Consider the following 16,844-nt stretch of genomic DNA (forward strand, 5'->3'; position numbering starts at 1 on the left):
AACGGCCACTCTGCCACTGACACCCACCGACTTCCAAAGCACGCCAGAGGTGGAATCTGGCGCATTTCCATGTGCCCGTCACCAATTGACCCGTGCCGCGGCGACCGATAGAACGAAGATTCAAAGCGCTGCCTTAGGCAGCACCCCAGATGACCAGAGCCTTCAAGGTCATGCCGCTAACCCGGTGGTTCAACCCAAAGTGCGATTCGCGCCCGGAGGCTCGCACAGTCATTCGCCAGAATGATGGACGCCCTCTAAACAATCCGCCTAGTGCGGCTGCCCGCTAACCCTTTAGCCCTGCAGCAACGAACCTGCTCGGCCAATGTTTTGCGCCAACCGTTCGCCCGTCTCTTTTTCCAGAAAAGAGACGGGCGCTCCTACCACTGCTGCAGCCCTCATCGTACATGGCTTTGCGGCAATTCCCCTCGTGACAATCGGCGTGACAAGCGCCGATGTCACCAGCAACAGCGCTGTAGATGATGGTGCCGCAGACCAGGGAATGGACTGCACCTGACTGACAGTCAGGCATGCCCCAGTCATCGCATTGCTGCTTGCACATGGCTCAGGATCTCGCGGCACGGGTCTCGTCAGCCAATGCAGCCTCCACCCGCCCACCGGTAACGGTGCTCAGGAGGCCAGATCATGAGATGCCCTTGCTCCTGGTCGTAAGGAGCCGCCAGTCCCGCGTCAGTGGACACCCTCACAGGTCGCAGGGGCCTTGATCCCTGATAACACTCAGCATTCTTGGCGGGATGACGTGAGGGAGAGATCGGTAATTTATGGAGGACGGCTATGCAACTGCGCGAAGTACAAGGGCCACCACGCCCCTTGTTGGAACAGCAGGTTACGCCCCTACCCTACCCGGTCGCGGCGCTGGGCGATCTATTGGGGCCTGCCGTGGAACGCATGGCCGATGTGATCGGCGTGCCCTGCGCCATGGCCGCGCAATCCATTCTGGCCACGGCAGCTTTAGCGAGCCAGGCGCACGCCAATGTTCACCTCGACGGCCGAATCTATCCGTTGTCGCTGTACTTGCTGACGGTGGCTTGCTCGGGTGATCGCAAAAGCGCGGTGGACCATATTGCACTGCAGGCCGTACGCGACTGGGAAAGACAGCAGTGGATCGCCTATGGCGAACAGCTCAAGGCGCACCGAGCTGCAATGAGCCTCACCGCGAAGTCACCGACCTCGAAGAAGTCAGCACAGCTAGCGCTGGACGCCCAACCTGAACCCGTCCAACCGAGACTCCTCAGTGCTGAGCCGACCATTGAAGGCCTGGTCAAAAGCCTCTGCCATGGTTTGCCGAGCATGGGGCTGTTCAGCGATGAAGGCGGGCAGTTTTTGGGCGGCAGCACCATGAGCAAGGACAACATGATCAAGGCGATCACTCACTTGTCGACGTTATGGGACGGTAGCCCGATTGATCGGTCACGCGCGATGGCTGGGGAAAGTCTGCGTGCCTATGACCGCCGCCTCAGCATGCACTTGATGCTGCAACCACGCCTGGCAGACCGCTTGCTGCAGGACGCTGATATCAAAGACCAAGGCATCCTGGGACGTTGCCTGATCAGTTGGCCCGAGCGTCTGGTTGGACAACGGCTGTACAAAGCCATCGACCTGACCCGAGATCCAAAGGTGCACCTGTACCAGCAGCGCATTGCCGCGCTGATGCAGAAGCCTTGGTCACGCCATAAAGACGGCGGCCTCAACCCTGCGGCCCTGGAGTTGAGCCCCCGCGCCCGTGAGGCCTGGATTGCCATTCACGACACCATTGAATGCGAGTCAGGGGAGTTCGGCGAGTTGGTCAACGTGCAAGCTGCCGCGGGCAAAGCCGCCGCGAACGTACTACGCATGGCTGGTGTGATGGCGGTGGTTGAGGAATCGACTGTATTGGAAGACATGCACATTCAGCGCGCCTCCACGCTGATGGATTACTACCTGGCCGAGAACCAACGCCTGACTGAACAGGAACCACTGAATAAGCTTCGCGCAGAGGCTGATTGCCTGCTGCGCTGGTTGATAAAGAAGAACTGGCCACCGTTTCGCCTACGCGACCTTACGCGCAACGGCCCCCGCTTTGCCCGTAAAAGCACGCGGCACACCTTCGAGTTATTGCTGCAACTGGTTGCCCATAACTGGCTGGACAATGACGGGGACATATTCGAGGTGCGCCATGTTCCGACTCAATGACGCCGTGCGCCGCTATCAGGCGCAACATTGCTCGCCGACCGAGTTACGGCGTGTCGCCGCCACTGCCACCACTTTGTCGCCACGTGCCAATCCAGATGCGGCGGGGGTTGTCGCCAGTGTCGCCGCTGTCGCCGCTCCAACATCTGAGTCAATCGACCTCACTCGGCTTATCGAGCAGTTGCAAGAAGAAGGGGCTTTGCTGCAACGCAGCGAAAATGCCCTCCTCATCCGCCCAGCGCACTGGGGACAGTTGGACACCATCGGCCCCCATTGGAAAGCCCTGCTGCTGCTCCTTCAAACCAATGATCAAGGTGAAGACAATGGCGCTGGTCGGTCGGCGTGACGGTCGCAACTTTGGCTACGGTCGCCAACTGAGCTATGCCGGTCGGCAGGCACTGGAAGATCTGTTTGCCGGCGGCCACTTCTCCACCGTCAAAGCACACAGCGATCGCTGGCAAGCCTTCGTGCGCTGGTGCCGGTCAGAGGACGGCCCCGGTTACAACGATGCACGCCAGATTGATCGACAGACGCTGCTAGAGTACGTCGCGTACCTACGTCAGCAGATCCAGCAAGGCGATCTGTGCATCGCTACCGCGCAAAACCGCCTGAGCAGCGTTAACCGCACCCTCGCTGCGCTGCGCGGTGATCAGCACGTGAGAGTCATCAGCCCGTGCCAGGCGTTAGGGCAGCAGCGCTCCAACGTACGCACTCGAGCACCAGATGGCCAAGACCATCAAGAAGTACAGCGAGTGCTTCATTCGCTTGTTGAGCAGCAACACGAGCGAATAGCGGCCGTTGTCATGCTGGCCCGCGCAACGGGTATGCGCCTGCGTGAAGCGATCCTGGCGGATCTGCCACGCCTGCAACGCGAAGCAGTGCACCTAGGCCGCATCAATATTCAGGACGGTACCAAAGGAGGCCGCTCAGGGGCATCTGCACCACGTTGGATCATTGCCACTGAACAAGTTAACGCGGCCCTCCAATTTGCGCTTGATGCGTCGCCGCCCCGAAGCCGCAACTTGCTCGCCAGCGACGAAAGCTACGCCGCATTCCTGCAAAAGACCGTGCTCCCCGCCCGCGAAACGCTGCATGAACACGGACTGAAGGGGCTCCATGACCTACGAGCAGCCTACGCATGCGAGCGTTATGAGCAACTCACGGGCCATACCGCCCCGGTCAATCGTAGCCACTGCTATCGCATTGACCGCGGCCTTGATCAACTGGCGCGCCAACAGATCAGCCTTGAGCTTGGGCATAACCGGATCGATGTGGTTTCGGCCTACATTGGAGGTCGAGCGTGACCAAGCCCTTCGATATGGCGCTGTTCCTGAGCGGCGTACTGACTGGCTCGAAGGCCACCCAGCAACGACATCTACGGCAAGCCCGAATCATGCAAGCTGCCATTCAACAGCGATGGCAGCGAGATAATCCTTGGACCTGGCAGCTCAAGCATTTGCGCTGGTTTCTCACTCAGCACCTGAAAGACCATACCGACGCCACCCGGTATTACTATCGACTCACAGCTCTTTTGCTCTGGAAGCGATTAGGGAGAGTCCGAGAGCTGCTGATGTGATATTCGCCGAGTCCTAGCCTAGCCCACCAGTCGCACTTACAATCGGGCAAGTGCAACCTCACTCTTTCCAAACCTCAGCAGCCAACGGCAACTCATTCAACTCGGCGCGGGCCTCGCGCCAGGTTGGAAAATGCTCCCCGAGGATGGAGATAAAGCGCTCATTGTGGGTGGGTTCGAGCAGGTGAACCATTTCGTGAACGATCACGTACTCAAGCAGGTCTTTAGGCTTCTTCACCAACTCGGTGTTCAGTCTAATGTTCCCTGCTTGATGGTTACAGCTGCCCCATTTGGTTTTCATCCGCTGCAGGTAATAACCCACCACCTTCACCTTCAGCTTGCGCTCCCACTTCTCGATTAACAACGGCACCACGGCGTGCAGTTGCCGCTTCTGCCATTCATGGATCACTTCGGCGCGCTTATGTGCATCACTGCCCGGGCGAACGGTTAAGGTGATGCGTTTGTGGTCAAGCACCACCGATGGCTTGGTGTCCAAGTGGTTAACCACCATCAGGTAGCGCCGACCCCAGACATAGTGGCTTTCTCTTTCCACAAACTGACGCGGCGCTTCACGCGCCTGCGCCTCCAGTTTGTTCTGCTGCTCGCGAATCCAGCCCAGCCTGGAAATAGCATAAGCCCGGGCGACTTCAAGCCGAGTGCTTGTCGGGGCGACTAACGTTACCCGCCCATCGGGCGGGTGCACGCTCAGGTGAACATTCTTGATGTCTTTCCTGGTCACTGAAATTGAAATATCGCCTAGCTCAATAATCTCGTTCATCAATATCCCTGTTGGTTCTTGATGATCTCGAATATTGCCGAAGTCGCTACACGGTCACGCCCCATCAGAGGGAACAGCGCATTCAGAACCTGCGCTTCCCGCGCTGGGTCTCCTCGCCAGGATGAAGGAGCCGAGCCGCGCATGGCCAGATCAATATCCAAAGCCAGCTTCACCTTTGCCTCTTCATCTATCGGGCACTGGAAAGTGGTCGTTGCAATGCTGTCCAGGTTGTTGAACAACACGATGGCTTCCCGATGTCCGTTCAATGCAGCTGGAGAGCTTCCCGGTCCCTTCTGCGCCAGCTGTTTGACCAGCGCCTCGGCCTTGCGCAAAAACTCCTCGTAAGCGGCTGCATCTTCACGACTCTGCTTGATCAGGTCCTCGAGCAACCTCGACATACCCTCGTAGAACTTCGGGTCTGTCAGTTGTTCACGAATGATGGTCTTGCGCACGTTGTTGATAATGCCTTCGGCAATCGCACCCTTGGAGAGGTTACCTTTGGCATTGAGCTTTTTGGCGATGGCATCGTGAACGCCAGTCTGAACGATCAGCTCAACCAGCGAGAAATTATCGACGGTGCTCATCGGGTTCGCGTGATCTGCCTGAATGTAGGTATTGAGCAGATGCCGCATGTCCGCTTCGAATGGCTTGATATCTAGCTCTTCGCCCGAATGCTTTTTGATCGCCTCACGAAGGTCAGCGTAGAACTGCACTTCTGTCTGAAGCCTGCCGGCTTCAGCAGCCGAGTAACCGGCTTCGGTCAGGTTCTGCGCCAAGTCGGCAAACGCCCGCACAAACGAAGCCACCGCCTTGTAGAAGGACACTCGCAATGCTTCCGTCTCATCCAGCCCATTGGCGTTTGCGGCAGCACCACAGAAGTAATGGATAAACTGCTCAACCTCACGCGGCGGTGCCACAGGGGCGCACAAGTAACTCAATGCCTCTCGGGCGGCGTCCAGCTGTTTCTTGCCCTCAACTAGCCAGTTCTTCAGTTCAACGTTGTTGCCGTCACCACTGCCAGCTTCCTCATCCAACTCGTCAGAGGTGTAAACCGAAATGACGTCTTGCACATCGCCGAACAGCTCTTTGAAATCGACGATATAGCCAAAGTCCTTATCATCACCGTCGAGCCGATTGGTGCGGCAAATTGCCTGGAACAGGTTATGGTCCCGCAGCTCATTGTCCAGATAGATGTAGGTGCAACTTGGCGCATCGAAGCCGGTTAGCAGCTTGCTGACCACGATAAGTAGCTTCAGGTTGGCCGGCTCCTCAATGAAGCGACGCTTGGTCTCTTCTTCATAGGCAGTCGTAGTCTGCCCCTGCTTCAACACGTGCTGCGTATAGGTATCGAACTTGTAACGCTCATCGCTTTTCGCCGGTTCTCGGGAGATCAAGTTGTGATTCGGCTCATAGGAGGTTACGATTCCGCAGTGCGTGCCGAACGAGGTGTTTTGAAACAAGCGAAAGTAGTGGCAGGCATCGTAGATACTGGCCGCCACCAGGATGGCTGTGCCCCGGTCATTGTTCAGCCGTGGTTTCAGACTGAAATCCTCAATGATGCTGGCGATGATGCGCTGCTTACGCTCACCCGCACTCATCAGCCCTTCCATAGTTGCCCAGCGCTTACGCAGGACCGACTTCTGGTAGTTGTTCAACCCTTTGGTTGCCCCCTCGAACCATTTATCGATAGCCTCTTGCGAAGCCAATTGCTGCGGTACGTCGCGCGCCTCGTACTTAAGGTCCAGTACCACCTTGTCCGCGACAGCTTCGTGGAATTTGTAGGTGTGAATGTTGGTGCCGAACACGTCACGTGTAGTTTGTTTGTCCTTGCGCAGCAGCGGTGTACCGGTAAAGCCAATAAACACAGGGCATTGGCCAGCCACTGCTTCATTTGCTTGTTCATGTCACCGCCTTGGGTGCGGTGACGTTCATCCACGAATACATAGAAGCGCCCATGCATGGGCGGTGGCGGTACGCTCAAATCAGGCTCGAACTTGTGCAGCAACGCGCAAAGCAATCGTGGCGTACTGGCGGATAGTTTCTGCACAAGATCGGCACGCGAGACAATGCGTGGCGAGGGCGAGTCGTTACCGATTACCCCGGCATTACGCATCACCCCGGATATTTGCTTGTCTAACTCATCGCGATCGGTGATGACAAGAATGCGCGCCTCAGGATCATGCTCCAGCAACCACTTGGCGATCAGCACCATCAGAATGCTCTTGCCACTGCCCTGGGTATGCCAGATAACCCCGCCCTCTTTACGCCGAACCCGCTCCTGCGCGGCCTTCACTGCAGCGTATTGATGAGGGCGCGGCACCTTCTTGATACCCGCATCGAAGATGATGAAGTTGCGGACCAGGTCAAGCAACCGCGACTTCTCGCACATCTGAGCCAAGGGGACATCTAGCAGATAGCCCGACTGTGCCGCTTCCGGGAAAGGAGTCACTTGATAGTGGGCGGGCATCTCGCGCTGGATATTCAGCTCTTCTGACTCTGTTTTTAATGCTGTCGCCTTCCACTCGACAAAAAACTCGGCGCGGGTAGTCGCGGTGCCATAGCGCAAGCCTTGGGAGTCACTGCCAGCGAAGACCAACTGCACTGTACTGAAGAAGCCCTTGTTGAAGATTTCCTCCTGGTTGGTGATCAACTGGTTAACACCATCGGCCACCTCAACCGAACTGCGCTTGAGCTCAATCACGCCGATGGCGATTCCGTTCAGGTAAATCACCAAATCAGGGCGGCGCTCATAGCCACCGCGCAAGGTCACTTCTTCGGCAATGGCGAAGTCATTGTCCTCAGGGTGCTCCCAATCAATCAGATGCACCGTTTCGTGGGCCTGCCCAACGGCTACCTGTACCGGCACGCCGTAACGCAGCAGTTGGTAGGTACGCAAATTAGCTTGATACAGCGTGATGCCGGTGGAATCAGCCGCAGCCATGAGCTTTTGCAACGCTGCTGAAATTTGCGCATCGGAGTAGTCCCGCTGCTTCAGGTTTGCCTGCAACAGCTCGACTTCAATGTTGCGATTTTGCCCACGCTTGCTCCACTCACCCAGGTAGTTGTAGCCAAGACAATCAGGCCGCGACTTGTCCGTAAACAAGGCCACAATGCGATTCTGGGTGCGACGTTCGGAGCGAGGTTGTTGAATCATCAGGTGCATCCTGCAGGGTTTACTCGGATTCGTGTTTGCTGACGAGACTGTTGAGCAACACGTTATTCATTTGTTCGGAATGGGCGCGTATGGCGTCGGCATCCCAAGATTCTATTTCCATCATCAGATACTGTTTAACGCTATCGATGGTGTTGTTTTTATAAAACTCTTTCTTGGCCGAAGGCATGAAATTGCTCAAGCGAGAGTTCTTGCTGTGGCTGATCAGGCACAGATTGCCGAACGAGTTAAGCGTGTCAGCATCCAGCTGAACTTGTCCGTCTAGCGGATGCTGCGGGTAGTAATGCTCAATCGAACTACGGAAGGTGAATTCATAGGATTTAACCGACTCCTTCGCCCTGTGTTCAAGCCAAAGCAAGTAGTCCAGAAAGTTGAACACCAGGTTGTTTTCGATGTTGCCGAACGTCAACCTAGACTCAATCGTCTCTGCCGCAATACTTTCGCGGCGCGTCTGACAGACGCCCCGGTTGGTATAAATCATCGCAAAGTAATCAAGACCCGCCCCTTGAGCCAGAATACGGTCAAAGACAAACGCTTTTGCTACCGACTCCATGTGCTGCAGATAAGCCTGAGCCTCAATCTGTTCAACATAAAACAGGTGAAACAGCGCCGCATTCAACCAGTGCTTGTAAACCAGCGTTGGCGTAGAAACATGAAACGCTGACAGCAGCATCAGGATGCGGCGGTTGATGCCCTCGTTGCCATCCTCCTCGCCGAAGGTATTCACATAACTCCCCCGCCCCGCCCGGCTACGTTCTCCGCCGTCATTCCATTTGAAGCGTTTGAGGCTCCAGCCATCTGCGCCCTTGATGAACTCACGCTTGATTACATACTGGTCAAACAGATACTTGCAGCGCAGCAGGCTAAAGGTAAAACGCTTCACCGCGGCTACAGGATCTGGCTGTTTGAGCACATAAGCTTCAAAGGTATCGAGCAGACGTTTGTCATCCAATGGGATGTCAGCTTTCGTATCGACACGCAGTACATGCAACAAGAAGTTCGGGAAGTTTATAACCGTGTTGAAACGCTCTGGCGCATCCTCACTTGACTCATCCTGCTTCGCAGCAACCGGTGCCTTGGCAATGATCTGATCAAGGGTTAAGCGGGTTTCCTGCTTGGCGGCCTCCTCTTGCGAACTGTGCAGCGCAGCCCGCAGCGCATCAAAGTCAGCAAGCTCAAACTGTCCCCAGTCCTTGTCGCCAAAAATGCTGCCACGTTGGCCAGGCGTGAAGCCCATTTGCACATAGCGCTCCATGTTCGCGCAGGCTTCCCAAACGGCATGGAGGCAGTTCTGGCTCTGCTCGCAGCCCTGCAACTCCTTCATCATCCGCGCCTTGAGCACCTCGTGCTTTTCCAGCTGCTCACCGCGGTTATTCATGATCTCGAAGTAATGGTTCAGCTCCGTATCCGCCGGAACCTTCACCCGCATGATTTGCACGTAGCGGAACAGGTAGTCGTAGAACTGCTGAAGCGAAACGCTGTTCTCTTTCAGCTTTTGCGGCAAAAGTTTCTGGATGAGGCGGTAGCCATTGAGAATGCCAGTATTGATCTGTTTCTCAGCCAGCACCTCGGCAGGGTCGTCGTTGAATTTCCCCTCGAAAATGGCCGAAAAGGTGGCGCGCGAATGCTCACGGCTATCGAAGTGGATACTCAGGTTCGAGTACCAGGCAAGATCAACCAACCGGGTGTTTTTCAAGTACGAAGTCAGTAGCGAGAGGGTCGTCAGCCGCTGTTGGCCGTCAATGGTTTCAAACACCGGTGTTTTGCTATCCGGGCGCTCATACACCACCAAGGTGCCAATGTAGTAATTGCGCTCTTTATCGTCCTTCTTCGGCAGGTAATCGATCACGTCCTGAATCAGCTGCGTGATTTCGCCCTCCTCCCAGGCGTAATTACGCTGGTACATCGGGATGACGTACTCATCCCGACCGCTGAGCAGCGCCTTGATGGATAGCTGACTGATTTCGCTACTCATAATATTTCATCGCCTTGAACAGAGCTTCGATCTCACCGGTTCTGGTTGACTTCTGGCCACTCAATACCGGCAGGGTGCAGCTAATAAAGTCAGCCGGACGTGTGGCGTCCTTGATCAACCGGAACAGATTGTTCTCCAGTACGTGGTTATCCATGCTGGCCAGCTGCACCACCTGCATCTTCAGGCGCAGGCTGTAGGCCCAGATAAAAATCTTCTCGATGGCACGGGAAATGCCCGCCTGACCGAACTTGTCGATATAGTAAATCAACAGGCAATCGAACATCGCCCGCACATAACAATCGCCGGTGCGGGTTCTTGCCGGATAGCTATTGAGCGTATCCATGATGGTTTTCGCATAGCCATCGAGCCCTTCAGCACCCACCAGTTCATGCCCGTTCCAGGACTCGGCGCTGATCCGCGCCACTTTGCCCTGATAGTGGCTGATCAACTCAAAGAAGCGCCGGCCATTGATGATGATCTGATCCAGGTGGAAGGGAAAACCAAGCTCGCGCGAGTCGATCTTGCGCTCGTACTGCCCGTTGTAGTTATCGACAAAATGGTGGGCGATACGCAACTGCTCCACATAGGGGTAGCTGGTCACCGTGTCGATGTTTACGCCCTTGAATAAGTCACTGTCATCCTTGCTGAAGTAACGCGCCGAAACCCCTTTCGACCAATTGCGGATGCGGTACAGGTACTGCGAAAACAGCGTGGCTAACTCCTCGGTATCACTGCTTTCCCAGCGCGCCACCGTGGCCGCTTTAAACTGCTCGTCGCGCGGGCCGAACTCACGCAGATGGTAAGCCTTGAGCAGATCATGGGGCTCCAGATCCCGGCCCCGCGCATTCTGCGAGTCAAAGAACTGGAAGGCTTCCGACACATCGTTCAAAGCCACGGCCACGACCTGGCACTTGTTCAGGAAGAAGTCTATATGCGCCTCGGTAAAGTCCGCACGGGAAACAATGCGGGCCACCTCAAGGTAATTGCTGTGGATGTTCTTCTGCGAGATTTCGCTGGTAAAACCGGGGTTCACCATCGCTTGCTCAAGCTCGAGCAGGCGTTCGCGCAAGTCTTTGCGTTCGAGCTTTTTTTCCTTGTTCCGCTGGATCAGCGCACGGACCGCCAGCAGCAGGCTGATGGTCCGCTGCTGGCCATCGACGATGTTCCTGGTCCCACCTTCGTGGTGAAATACGATAGTGCCCAGGCGGTAGGCGGACTTGTCCTTATGGATAGCGATATCGGAGAACAGTTGGCTGATGTTCTTGCCGGTCCACTTGTAGGGGCGCTGGTACTGGGGATATCCAGCGCAGAATCCATGAGCAGTTCGTAAACGCTGATGATATTGCTGGAGAGCTCAGTAGCCTGTAGCAGTTGAGGCGCATCCATGCTCAGGTTGGTCATAGCAGTCGGGTTCTTCCGGTTAACAGTTCTTGCATCATCCCCTGCTTAAGAGCTCGGGTCTTAACCAGACGCTGTTCCAGCGAGGTCAGCTCTGCGTCCATATCGGTCAGTACTGCGGCGATAGCGGTTTGCTCTTCGATGCGAGGGATTCGTATCGGTGCTTCCAGAAGCGCAGTATTTTCGAAGTTAACCTGACTTTCTGCCATGCCAGTTGTCCGCTGGTCCAAGTATGTCTGAGCGTCACGGGCGGAGATCGCGGTAGCCAACATCAGTGACTCAACTTTATTCGGACGGGTCGAAGTGCGATCATCTTGCCGGAAGGGATGATTCGCGGCGGCACATAATTAACCCAAGCGGCCACGCCGACCCGGTGCCGAGGTCCAGCCTTCGTGACGATAACATCGCCCGTCCTGAGTTCGATCTGAGGCTTGTTCCAAAACACTCGCGGCAGCGTCTTATGCTTAGTCCAATCCCAGCCATTCTCTTTGGTTGCAGCAGTCGTTTTTAAAACGCCCCACTCGGACTCGTCTTGGATATTCCGCTCCTCGCAAGTTGGGCTCGGTCCGCAGAAAAAACCCGAGATCACATCCTGAACCTGCACGAACTCCCACTCTCCATGGAAACCAGGGAGACGAATCTGGCCTGAGAGAAGTTGTTGCATGGCGGCCTGCTTAAGGTAGCGCTTCTTGGCAATAAGCAGCTCTAACGCACCCAGTAGCGCATCCACATCATTCAAAGTCGTAGCGATGGCCTGTTGTTCTTCCGGAGGAGGAACAGGGAGTCGATATTTTGAAATCTGCGGAGCGGTCAGCTGCGGTACGCCAGTGCTCTCATTTGCGAACTTGACGCTATTGTTAATGACTTGTGCGAAGTAAAAACCAGCCATCTCGCACTTTGGGTTTAGCACCAGAACTCGACCGATTGCGGTATAAGGATGGTCGCGGAAATTCGCTCTACCAACCATACCGCGAGCTGTAATCGTAATCGAGTTTGCCGGGTGGTCGGCATAGGAACAATAGCCGTATAGACCGCTGTTCGTCAGTGCATTTGAATAAATCGGATACGGATGGATGGAGTCTTGGAATGATTGAGAGCGCTTCGGGTCAAAATCGGCCCCTGCGGTAATATTGAACAATTCGCTGAAAGTAGAGACATCCCACTGTTCCGGAACTACGCCCACCTCCGTTTGTTTATAACCCGGCTTCACTGCCATACCGCCCCCATCTTTTTCAGATGTTCTTCCACGCGACTGGCAAGCGTGGCGACTTCGTTTTCGAGCTGCGGTAACGGGGTGGCGTAGCGCTCACTCAGCTCACGAATACGTCCGGTCAGGGTTTGGGAGACGCGATCCAGTTCACCCTGTGCAGCTGCAGCCAGGGTGGCCAGCCACTTATCGTCAACCACCAGGGTTTTGATTTCAGCCTCGCTAAGCTGCGGGTATTTAGTGTGGATTTTGCCGTCGAGGCTTTCTTCTACCGCTTTGAGTTTGGCCTTGAAGGTGCTTTGCTGGTCGAGCAAGATGGCATATTCGGTCAGGACCTTGAGTTCGTCCTCATAGTCAGGGTCTTTACCAATCTCGCGCTGGCGCGCCTTGATCGCTTTGGCGGTGACCTTTTGCCTATCGCCCTCGCCATCTATCACTTCGCTGAGCGAGCCATCTTCACCGCTATGCTCTTCAATCATTTCGCTCATGCTTTGCTCGACGCTTACCAGCTGGGTTTCGAGCTCCTCAATGGCGATGCGCTCAGCCGTAAAGTAGCGGGCAACCAGCAGCTCGACCGGAATCAGGTCGGACTTAAAGCGGCGCTTGCCTTGGCAGTAGTCATGCTTCTCGGCCCAAACCAGCTTGTTGGTCTTGTCCTTTACCTTCAGGATTTCACGCACTTTAGCGCCGGCCTTCCAGCCGTCGGCGCTGATCAGGTAGCAGTCATCCTGCATGCTCCCAGTCCAGTAATCCATGAGATGCTGGTAGATGTCGTAATAGTCGAGCAAGGGAGCTTTGGCGAAGGCGCTGAGCAGATCTTCAGACAGTATGGCGATCAACGTCTTGGGGTGGCTGCTGGCCTCATCGGCAGCAAAGCTTTTCAGTAGCGGGATGCTGCGGGCCAGCCACTGGTTGAACAGCGTATCCACACCCGCCTTGAAGGCGGTGAACTGCGGGTGAGCGAAGATAACCGGCTTCACCTCGCGACTGGCGAGCTCAAAGTAACCGAGGTGGCTGGCCGGCTTGAACAGGGCCGCGCGCAGGGCAGGCATGACCTGCCAGTAGCTATCGAACGCATCGATATCACGCTCGGGAATGCCACCGCGCAAATGGCCGTCGATATCCTGAATGTCCTCAGGCTCGCTACTGTCGATATAGCGGGGCAGGTTGAGGCTGAAGTTGTTCTTCGGATCACTGATTTCGTCGAAGGAAACCATACGCGCGTAACGCGGCACATCGGCCATTCGGGTAAAGGTATCGACGATCTTGTGCACATCCTGATCGCGCAGGCGATTCTTCGGGCCGTCCTTGATAAAGCCCTTGGCGGCATCGATCATAAAAATGCCTTTGCGGGCGCTTGCGTTTTCCTTGTCCAATACCAGAATGCTGGCGGGAATACCAGTGCCGTAAAACAGGTTGGCCGGCAGACCGATAATGGCCTTCAGGTAACCAGAGCGCACCAGTTGCTCACGGATCACCGCCTCGGCATTACCCCGAAACAGCACGCCGTGGGGCAAAATGCAGGCACCTTTGCCGGTGCCCTTCAACGAGCGGATGATGTGTAGCAGAAAGGCGTAATCACCCTGTTTTGCCGGTGGCTCGCCCAGGCAAAGCGCTGATAGGGATCTTTGGCTGGCGTCAGGCCGACGCTCCAAGACTTGACCGAGAACGGAGGGTTAGCCACTACGTAGTCATAGGTACGCAACTGTTCGCCGTCCTTGAACTTGGGCGTGGACAGCGTGTTGCCCTGCTGAATGTTGGCAGTCGGAAAGTCATGCAAGATCATGTTCATGCGGGCGAGACCGGCGGTGGTCACGTCCATCTCCTGACCTTCCAAGGTGATCTGCTTGCCCGCCTGGTCAGCCACTTTTAGCAAGAGCGAGCCTGAGCCGCAGGTGGGGTCATACACAGTCGTGGCGCCCACTGCATTGGTCGGACTGATGCCAATGACCTTGGCAATGATGCGACTGACCTCGGACGGGGTGTAGAACTGGCCCTTGCTTTTGCCGCTCAGGCTTGCGAAGTGGCACATCAGGTATTCGTAGGCGTCGCCGAGAATGTCATCGTTTTCGGCGCGATTTTTCGAGAAATCCAGCTCGGGTTTTTCGAAGATGGCCACCAAGTTGGTAAGACGTTGCACCATCGCATCGCCTTCGCCCAGCTTGTTTGGGTCGTTGAAGTCGGGGAAGTCACTGCGCGCAAGCCGGGTGTTGGCATCGATCAACGGCTGGATGATCTGCGTGTTGATCTTGTCGCCGATATCGGACTTGCCCTTGAGGGCGATCATGTCTTTAAAGCTGGCTCCCGGCGGGATGGTCACCGGCGGAGCGAAGTCATCCGAGTTCCCGTACTTGTCGGAGATGTACTTGATAAACAGCATGAACAGGACGTAGTCCTTGTACTGGCTGGCATCCATCCCACCGCGCAGCTCATCGCACGAGGCCCAGAGGGAGGAGTAAAGATCGGATTTCTTGATAGCCATTGGCAACCCTGACTGAGGTAACGAGTAAGTGCGCAGGCGCCCCCTGTTACGCGCTCGGGAAAATGCCCATGGCGCCAACATTAGTCGGGGGTCGACAGATATTTGTAGCGAAGCGGTGCTTTACCTGCGGTTAATGGGTGAACCTTATCTACTTCGGCTTCGTCTGGCCAGCATTTCGCCCTTGATTCTGGTCTTCATCCACGGCCACAGTTCAATCACCCGGAAGGTCGCAGACCGTGGCCGGCGGACTTGGATGCCGCGAACAGTAAGCCGCTGAGCTTTCGGCGCCAATACTGGACGTGTGCACAGGTAAGTAATCCGCTCACATACCGATAGCACTACGCCGCTAGGCAAACACCACTTCGCTGATTTTTGATAATTTGCAAAGCTGAAGATGAACTTACCTGTACTCATAGTTTACATATCGCCCAGCACTGGTTTTCCGCAGGCGGGCTCAGCGTGCTTTCAGCAACCCCTCAAAATCCGAAGCCTGAATCTCCGAAGCCCCACTCAACATGTCCCGCGCCAACGCCCGTCGCTTACTCAGCAACTCATCGAGCGTCGCCTCAAACGGCGGCATGGTCACATCCCGAACCGTTGGGTAGTACACATACACATCCTTCTGCTGCCCAATCCGATAAGCCCGATCTGTCGCTTGATCTTCCTTGGCCGGGTTCCAGCAACGAGTGAAGTGAATAATGTGGTTGGCCGCTTGCACGTTCACCCCAAACCCGATGGCAAGGGTCGTTCATGAACGCGCGAGTACGTATCACCAACGGATCGCTTGTCACCTCCCCCAGCAACTGGTTGTCCAGATGGCGCAGGAAGCCGTAATAGCGCTCCACCTCCCCAAGGCCGCCACGCAGTGTCTGCGCATGCTTGTGGATGAAGTAGAGAAATGGCGTGAGCCAATAATGAGTGGTAGAGCATGCCCTGCAGCAACGACAAACCCTGATGCTGAGCGGCATCACGTCTACGGTTGATGTAACGCTTGTCATCACTGGCAGAAATCGAGGTATGGTAGATCTGGTGGATCTCGTCATCACCCTGATCTACCCACTTGATCACATATTCATCCCACAGCACACGCATACGCCAGAGCAGGTCAATAAAGCCTTCGGCCCTCGCTGCACGCTGCATGCTGCTCTGGCTCCGCCGCCTCGCGCGCCGCATATCGAGGGGCTGGCATTGGCCTATGCCCATACGCGGGTGCTGGAGGTGCCAGACCGCTTGATCAATGCCGAGATTCTGAGACCCTTGCTGAAAGCCTGCCGCGAACACCTACGGTTGGAAGTCGAATACGTTTCGTTGGCCAACCCTGAGCCTGAAGTCAGGCTGATCGCGCCTCATACGCTTATTTACACCGGCATGCGCTGGCACGTGCGCGCGTTCTGCGAGGAGAACCAGGCGTACCGCGATTTCGTGCTGAGTCGCCTGCGCGGTGTACCGGAGTTCATGGATGACGTGACCGAAACGGTATCGACGGAGATGACGAATGGAACACCGAGGTACCCGTGCTGATCGTGCCGGATGAGCGGCTAACCCCTGCGCAGAAGGCAATTATCGAGACCGATTTCGGGATGGTGGGCGGAGAGCTCGAAATCTCCAGCCGTCAAGCCCAGGTAAAGTATGTGCTACAGCGCTATCAGATCGACCCGAAGAAACTAGACCCCAAGCCTGAGGCGCAGCAGATTTTGGTTGAGAATCTAAGGGGATTGAAAAGCTAATTATACGACTAGATCGGCCCATAGGTTTGCCTACTACGGGCCACAGGTTTGACCCTAGGTATGGCAACATTCCAGTTGGTATCCCGACTTAGAATTTAACCCCATCACAACCACAGAGCACGGCCGAAATATTCACTCAGCGTGGCAGGAGGTGGGATCCCTTACCTTGACGCAGTGTGTCCAAACCTGAGCTGGAGCACTACAAGGGAGCAAGCTTTGTGAACGTCTTAGAAAGACGAATTTAAGAGCTTTATCAAGCGGTATTCCAAAAGGTATTCCATTAGTTTTTTAAACCAAAGAATTTTCATAAAAGTCATACAGATAGAGTATTGATTCAGATTACCC

At 55.6% G+C, this 16,844-nt stretch carries 12 protein-coding genes and 3 pseudogenes; 5 read left to right on the plus strand and 10 right to left on the minus strand.

The features are described from left to right. Window positions 1-792 precede the first annotated feature (792 nt). The 4 genes from AB5975_06535 to AB5975_06550 are packed head-to-tail and all read left to right on the plus strand — an operon-like array spanning window position 793 to window position 3,763. Window positions 793-2,190, plus strand: a complete 1,398-nt coding sequence (locus AB5975_06535) for a YfjI family protein (protein XDR21513.1) — start codon at window positions 793-795, stop codon at window positions 2,188-2,190. Then, window positions 2,174-2,533 (plus strand): hypothetical protein, encoded by a 360-nt coding sequence (locus tag AB5975_06540; protein ID XDR21514.1) that lies wholly within the window; start codon window positions 2,174-2,176, stop codon window positions 2,531-2,533. The genes AB5975_06535 and AB5975_06540 overlap by 17 nt, the downstream gene beginning before the upstream one ends. Next, the gene (locus AB5975_06545; GenBank protein ID XDR21515.1) at window positions 2,511-3,491 is read left to right on the plus strand and encodes an integrase domain-containing protein; all 981 of its coding nucleotides are present in this window, start codon (window positions 2,511-2,513) and stop codon (window positions 3,489-3,491) included. The genes AB5975_06540 and AB5975_06545 overlap by 23 nt, the downstream gene beginning before the upstream one ends. Continuing rightward, window positions 3,488-3,763 carry a hypothetical protein gene (locus AB5975_06550; GenBank protein ID XDR21516.1) on the plus strand — a complete coding sequence of 92 codons (276 nt, stop codon included), beginning with the start codon at window positions 3,488-3,490 and terminating at the stop codon, window positions 3,761-3,763. Before AB5975_06545 ends, AB5975_06550 begins: the two co-directional genes overlap by 4 nt. A gap of 58 nt (window positions 3,764-3,821) precedes the next feature. Here AB5975_06550 and AB5975_06555 read toward each other — a convergent pair whose 3' ends face one another. The 10 genes and pseudogenes from AB5975_06555 to AB5975_06600 form a co-directional block, all read right to left on the minus strand. Further along, window positions 3,822-4,538: a M48 family metallopeptidase gene (locus tag AB5975_06555; protein XDR21517.1), complete on the minus strand. Its 717-nt coding sequence runs from the start codon at window positions 4,536-4,538 to the stop codon at window positions 3,822-3,824. Beyond that, complete coding sequence (locus AB5975_06560) at window positions 4,538-6,343, minus strand: hypothetical protein (protein XDR21518.1); 1,806 nt, start codon at window positions 6,341-6,343, stop codon at window positions 4,538-4,540. The genes AB5975_06555 and AB5975_06560 overlap by 1 nt, the downstream gene beginning before the upstream one ends. Window positions 6,344-6,459: 116 nt before the next feature. Then, window positions 6,460-7,701 (minus strand): annotated as a pseudogene (locus AB5975_06565) (type I restriction endonuclease). A 10-nt stretch (window positions 7,702-7,711) separates the two neighbouring features. After that, window positions 7,712-9,685: a DUF262 domain-containing protein gene (locus AB5975_06570; protein XDR21519.1), complete on the minus strand. Its 1,974-nt coding sequence runs from the start codon at window positions 9,683-9,685 to the stop codon at window positions 7,712-7,714. After that, entirely contained in the window at window positions 9,678-10,943 is a 1,266-nt protein-coding gene (locus AB5975_06575) for a DUF262 domain-containing protein (protein XDR22930.1), read from the minus strand. The genes AB5975_06570 and AB5975_06575 overlap by 8 nt, the downstream gene beginning before the upstream one ends. A gap of 139 nt (window positions 10,944-11,082) precedes the next feature. Then, window positions 11,083-11,292 carry a restriction endonuclease subunit S gene (locus AB5975_06580; GenBank protein ID XDR21520.1) on the minus strand — a complete coding sequence of 70 codons (210 nt, stop codon included), beginning with the start codon at window positions 11,290-11,292 and terminating at the stop codon, window positions 11,083-11,085. Window positions 11,293-11,354: 62 nt separating this feature from the next. Further along, window positions 11,355-12,299 carry a restriction endonuclease subunit S gene (locus AB5975_06585; protein XDR21521.1) on the minus strand — a complete coding sequence of 315 codons (945 nt, stop codon included), beginning with the start codon at window positions 12,297-12,299 and terminating at the stop codon, window positions 11,355-11,357. Next, window positions 12,290-13,945 carry an N-6 DNA methylase gene (locus AB5975_06590; protein ID XDR21522.1) on the minus strand — a complete coding sequence of 552 codons (1,656 nt, stop codon included), beginning with the start codon at window positions 13,943-13,945 and terminating at the stop codon, window positions 12,290-12,292. The genes AB5975_06585 and AB5975_06590 overlap by 10 nt, the downstream gene beginning before the upstream one ends. Beyond that, window positions 13,834-14,772 (minus strand): N-6 DNA methylase, encoded by a 939-nt coding sequence (locus tag AB5975_06595; GenBank protein ID XDR21523.1) that lies wholly within the window; start codon window positions 14,770-14,772, stop codon window positions 13,834-13,836. The genes AB5975_06590 and AB5975_06595 overlap by 112 nt, the downstream gene beginning before the upstream one ends. A 454-nt stretch (window positions 14,773-15,226) precedes the next feature. Further along, window positions 15,227-15,517 (minus strand): annotated as a pseudogene (locus AB5975_06600) (helicase-related protein). Window positions 15,518-15,933: 416 nt separating this feature from the next. Here AB5975_06600 and AB5975_06605 point away from each other — a divergent pair. Next, window positions 15,934-16,499, plus strand: a pseudogene (locus tag AB5975_06605) (WYL domain-containing protein). Window positions 16,500-16,844: the final 345 nt, after the last annotated feature.

This window comes from Pseudomonas putida (genome assembly GCA_041071465.1).
Classification (GTDB): domain Bacteria; phylum Pseudomonadota; class Gammaproteobacteria; order Pseudomonadales; family Pseudomonadaceae; genus Aquipseudomonas; species Aquipseudomonas putida_P.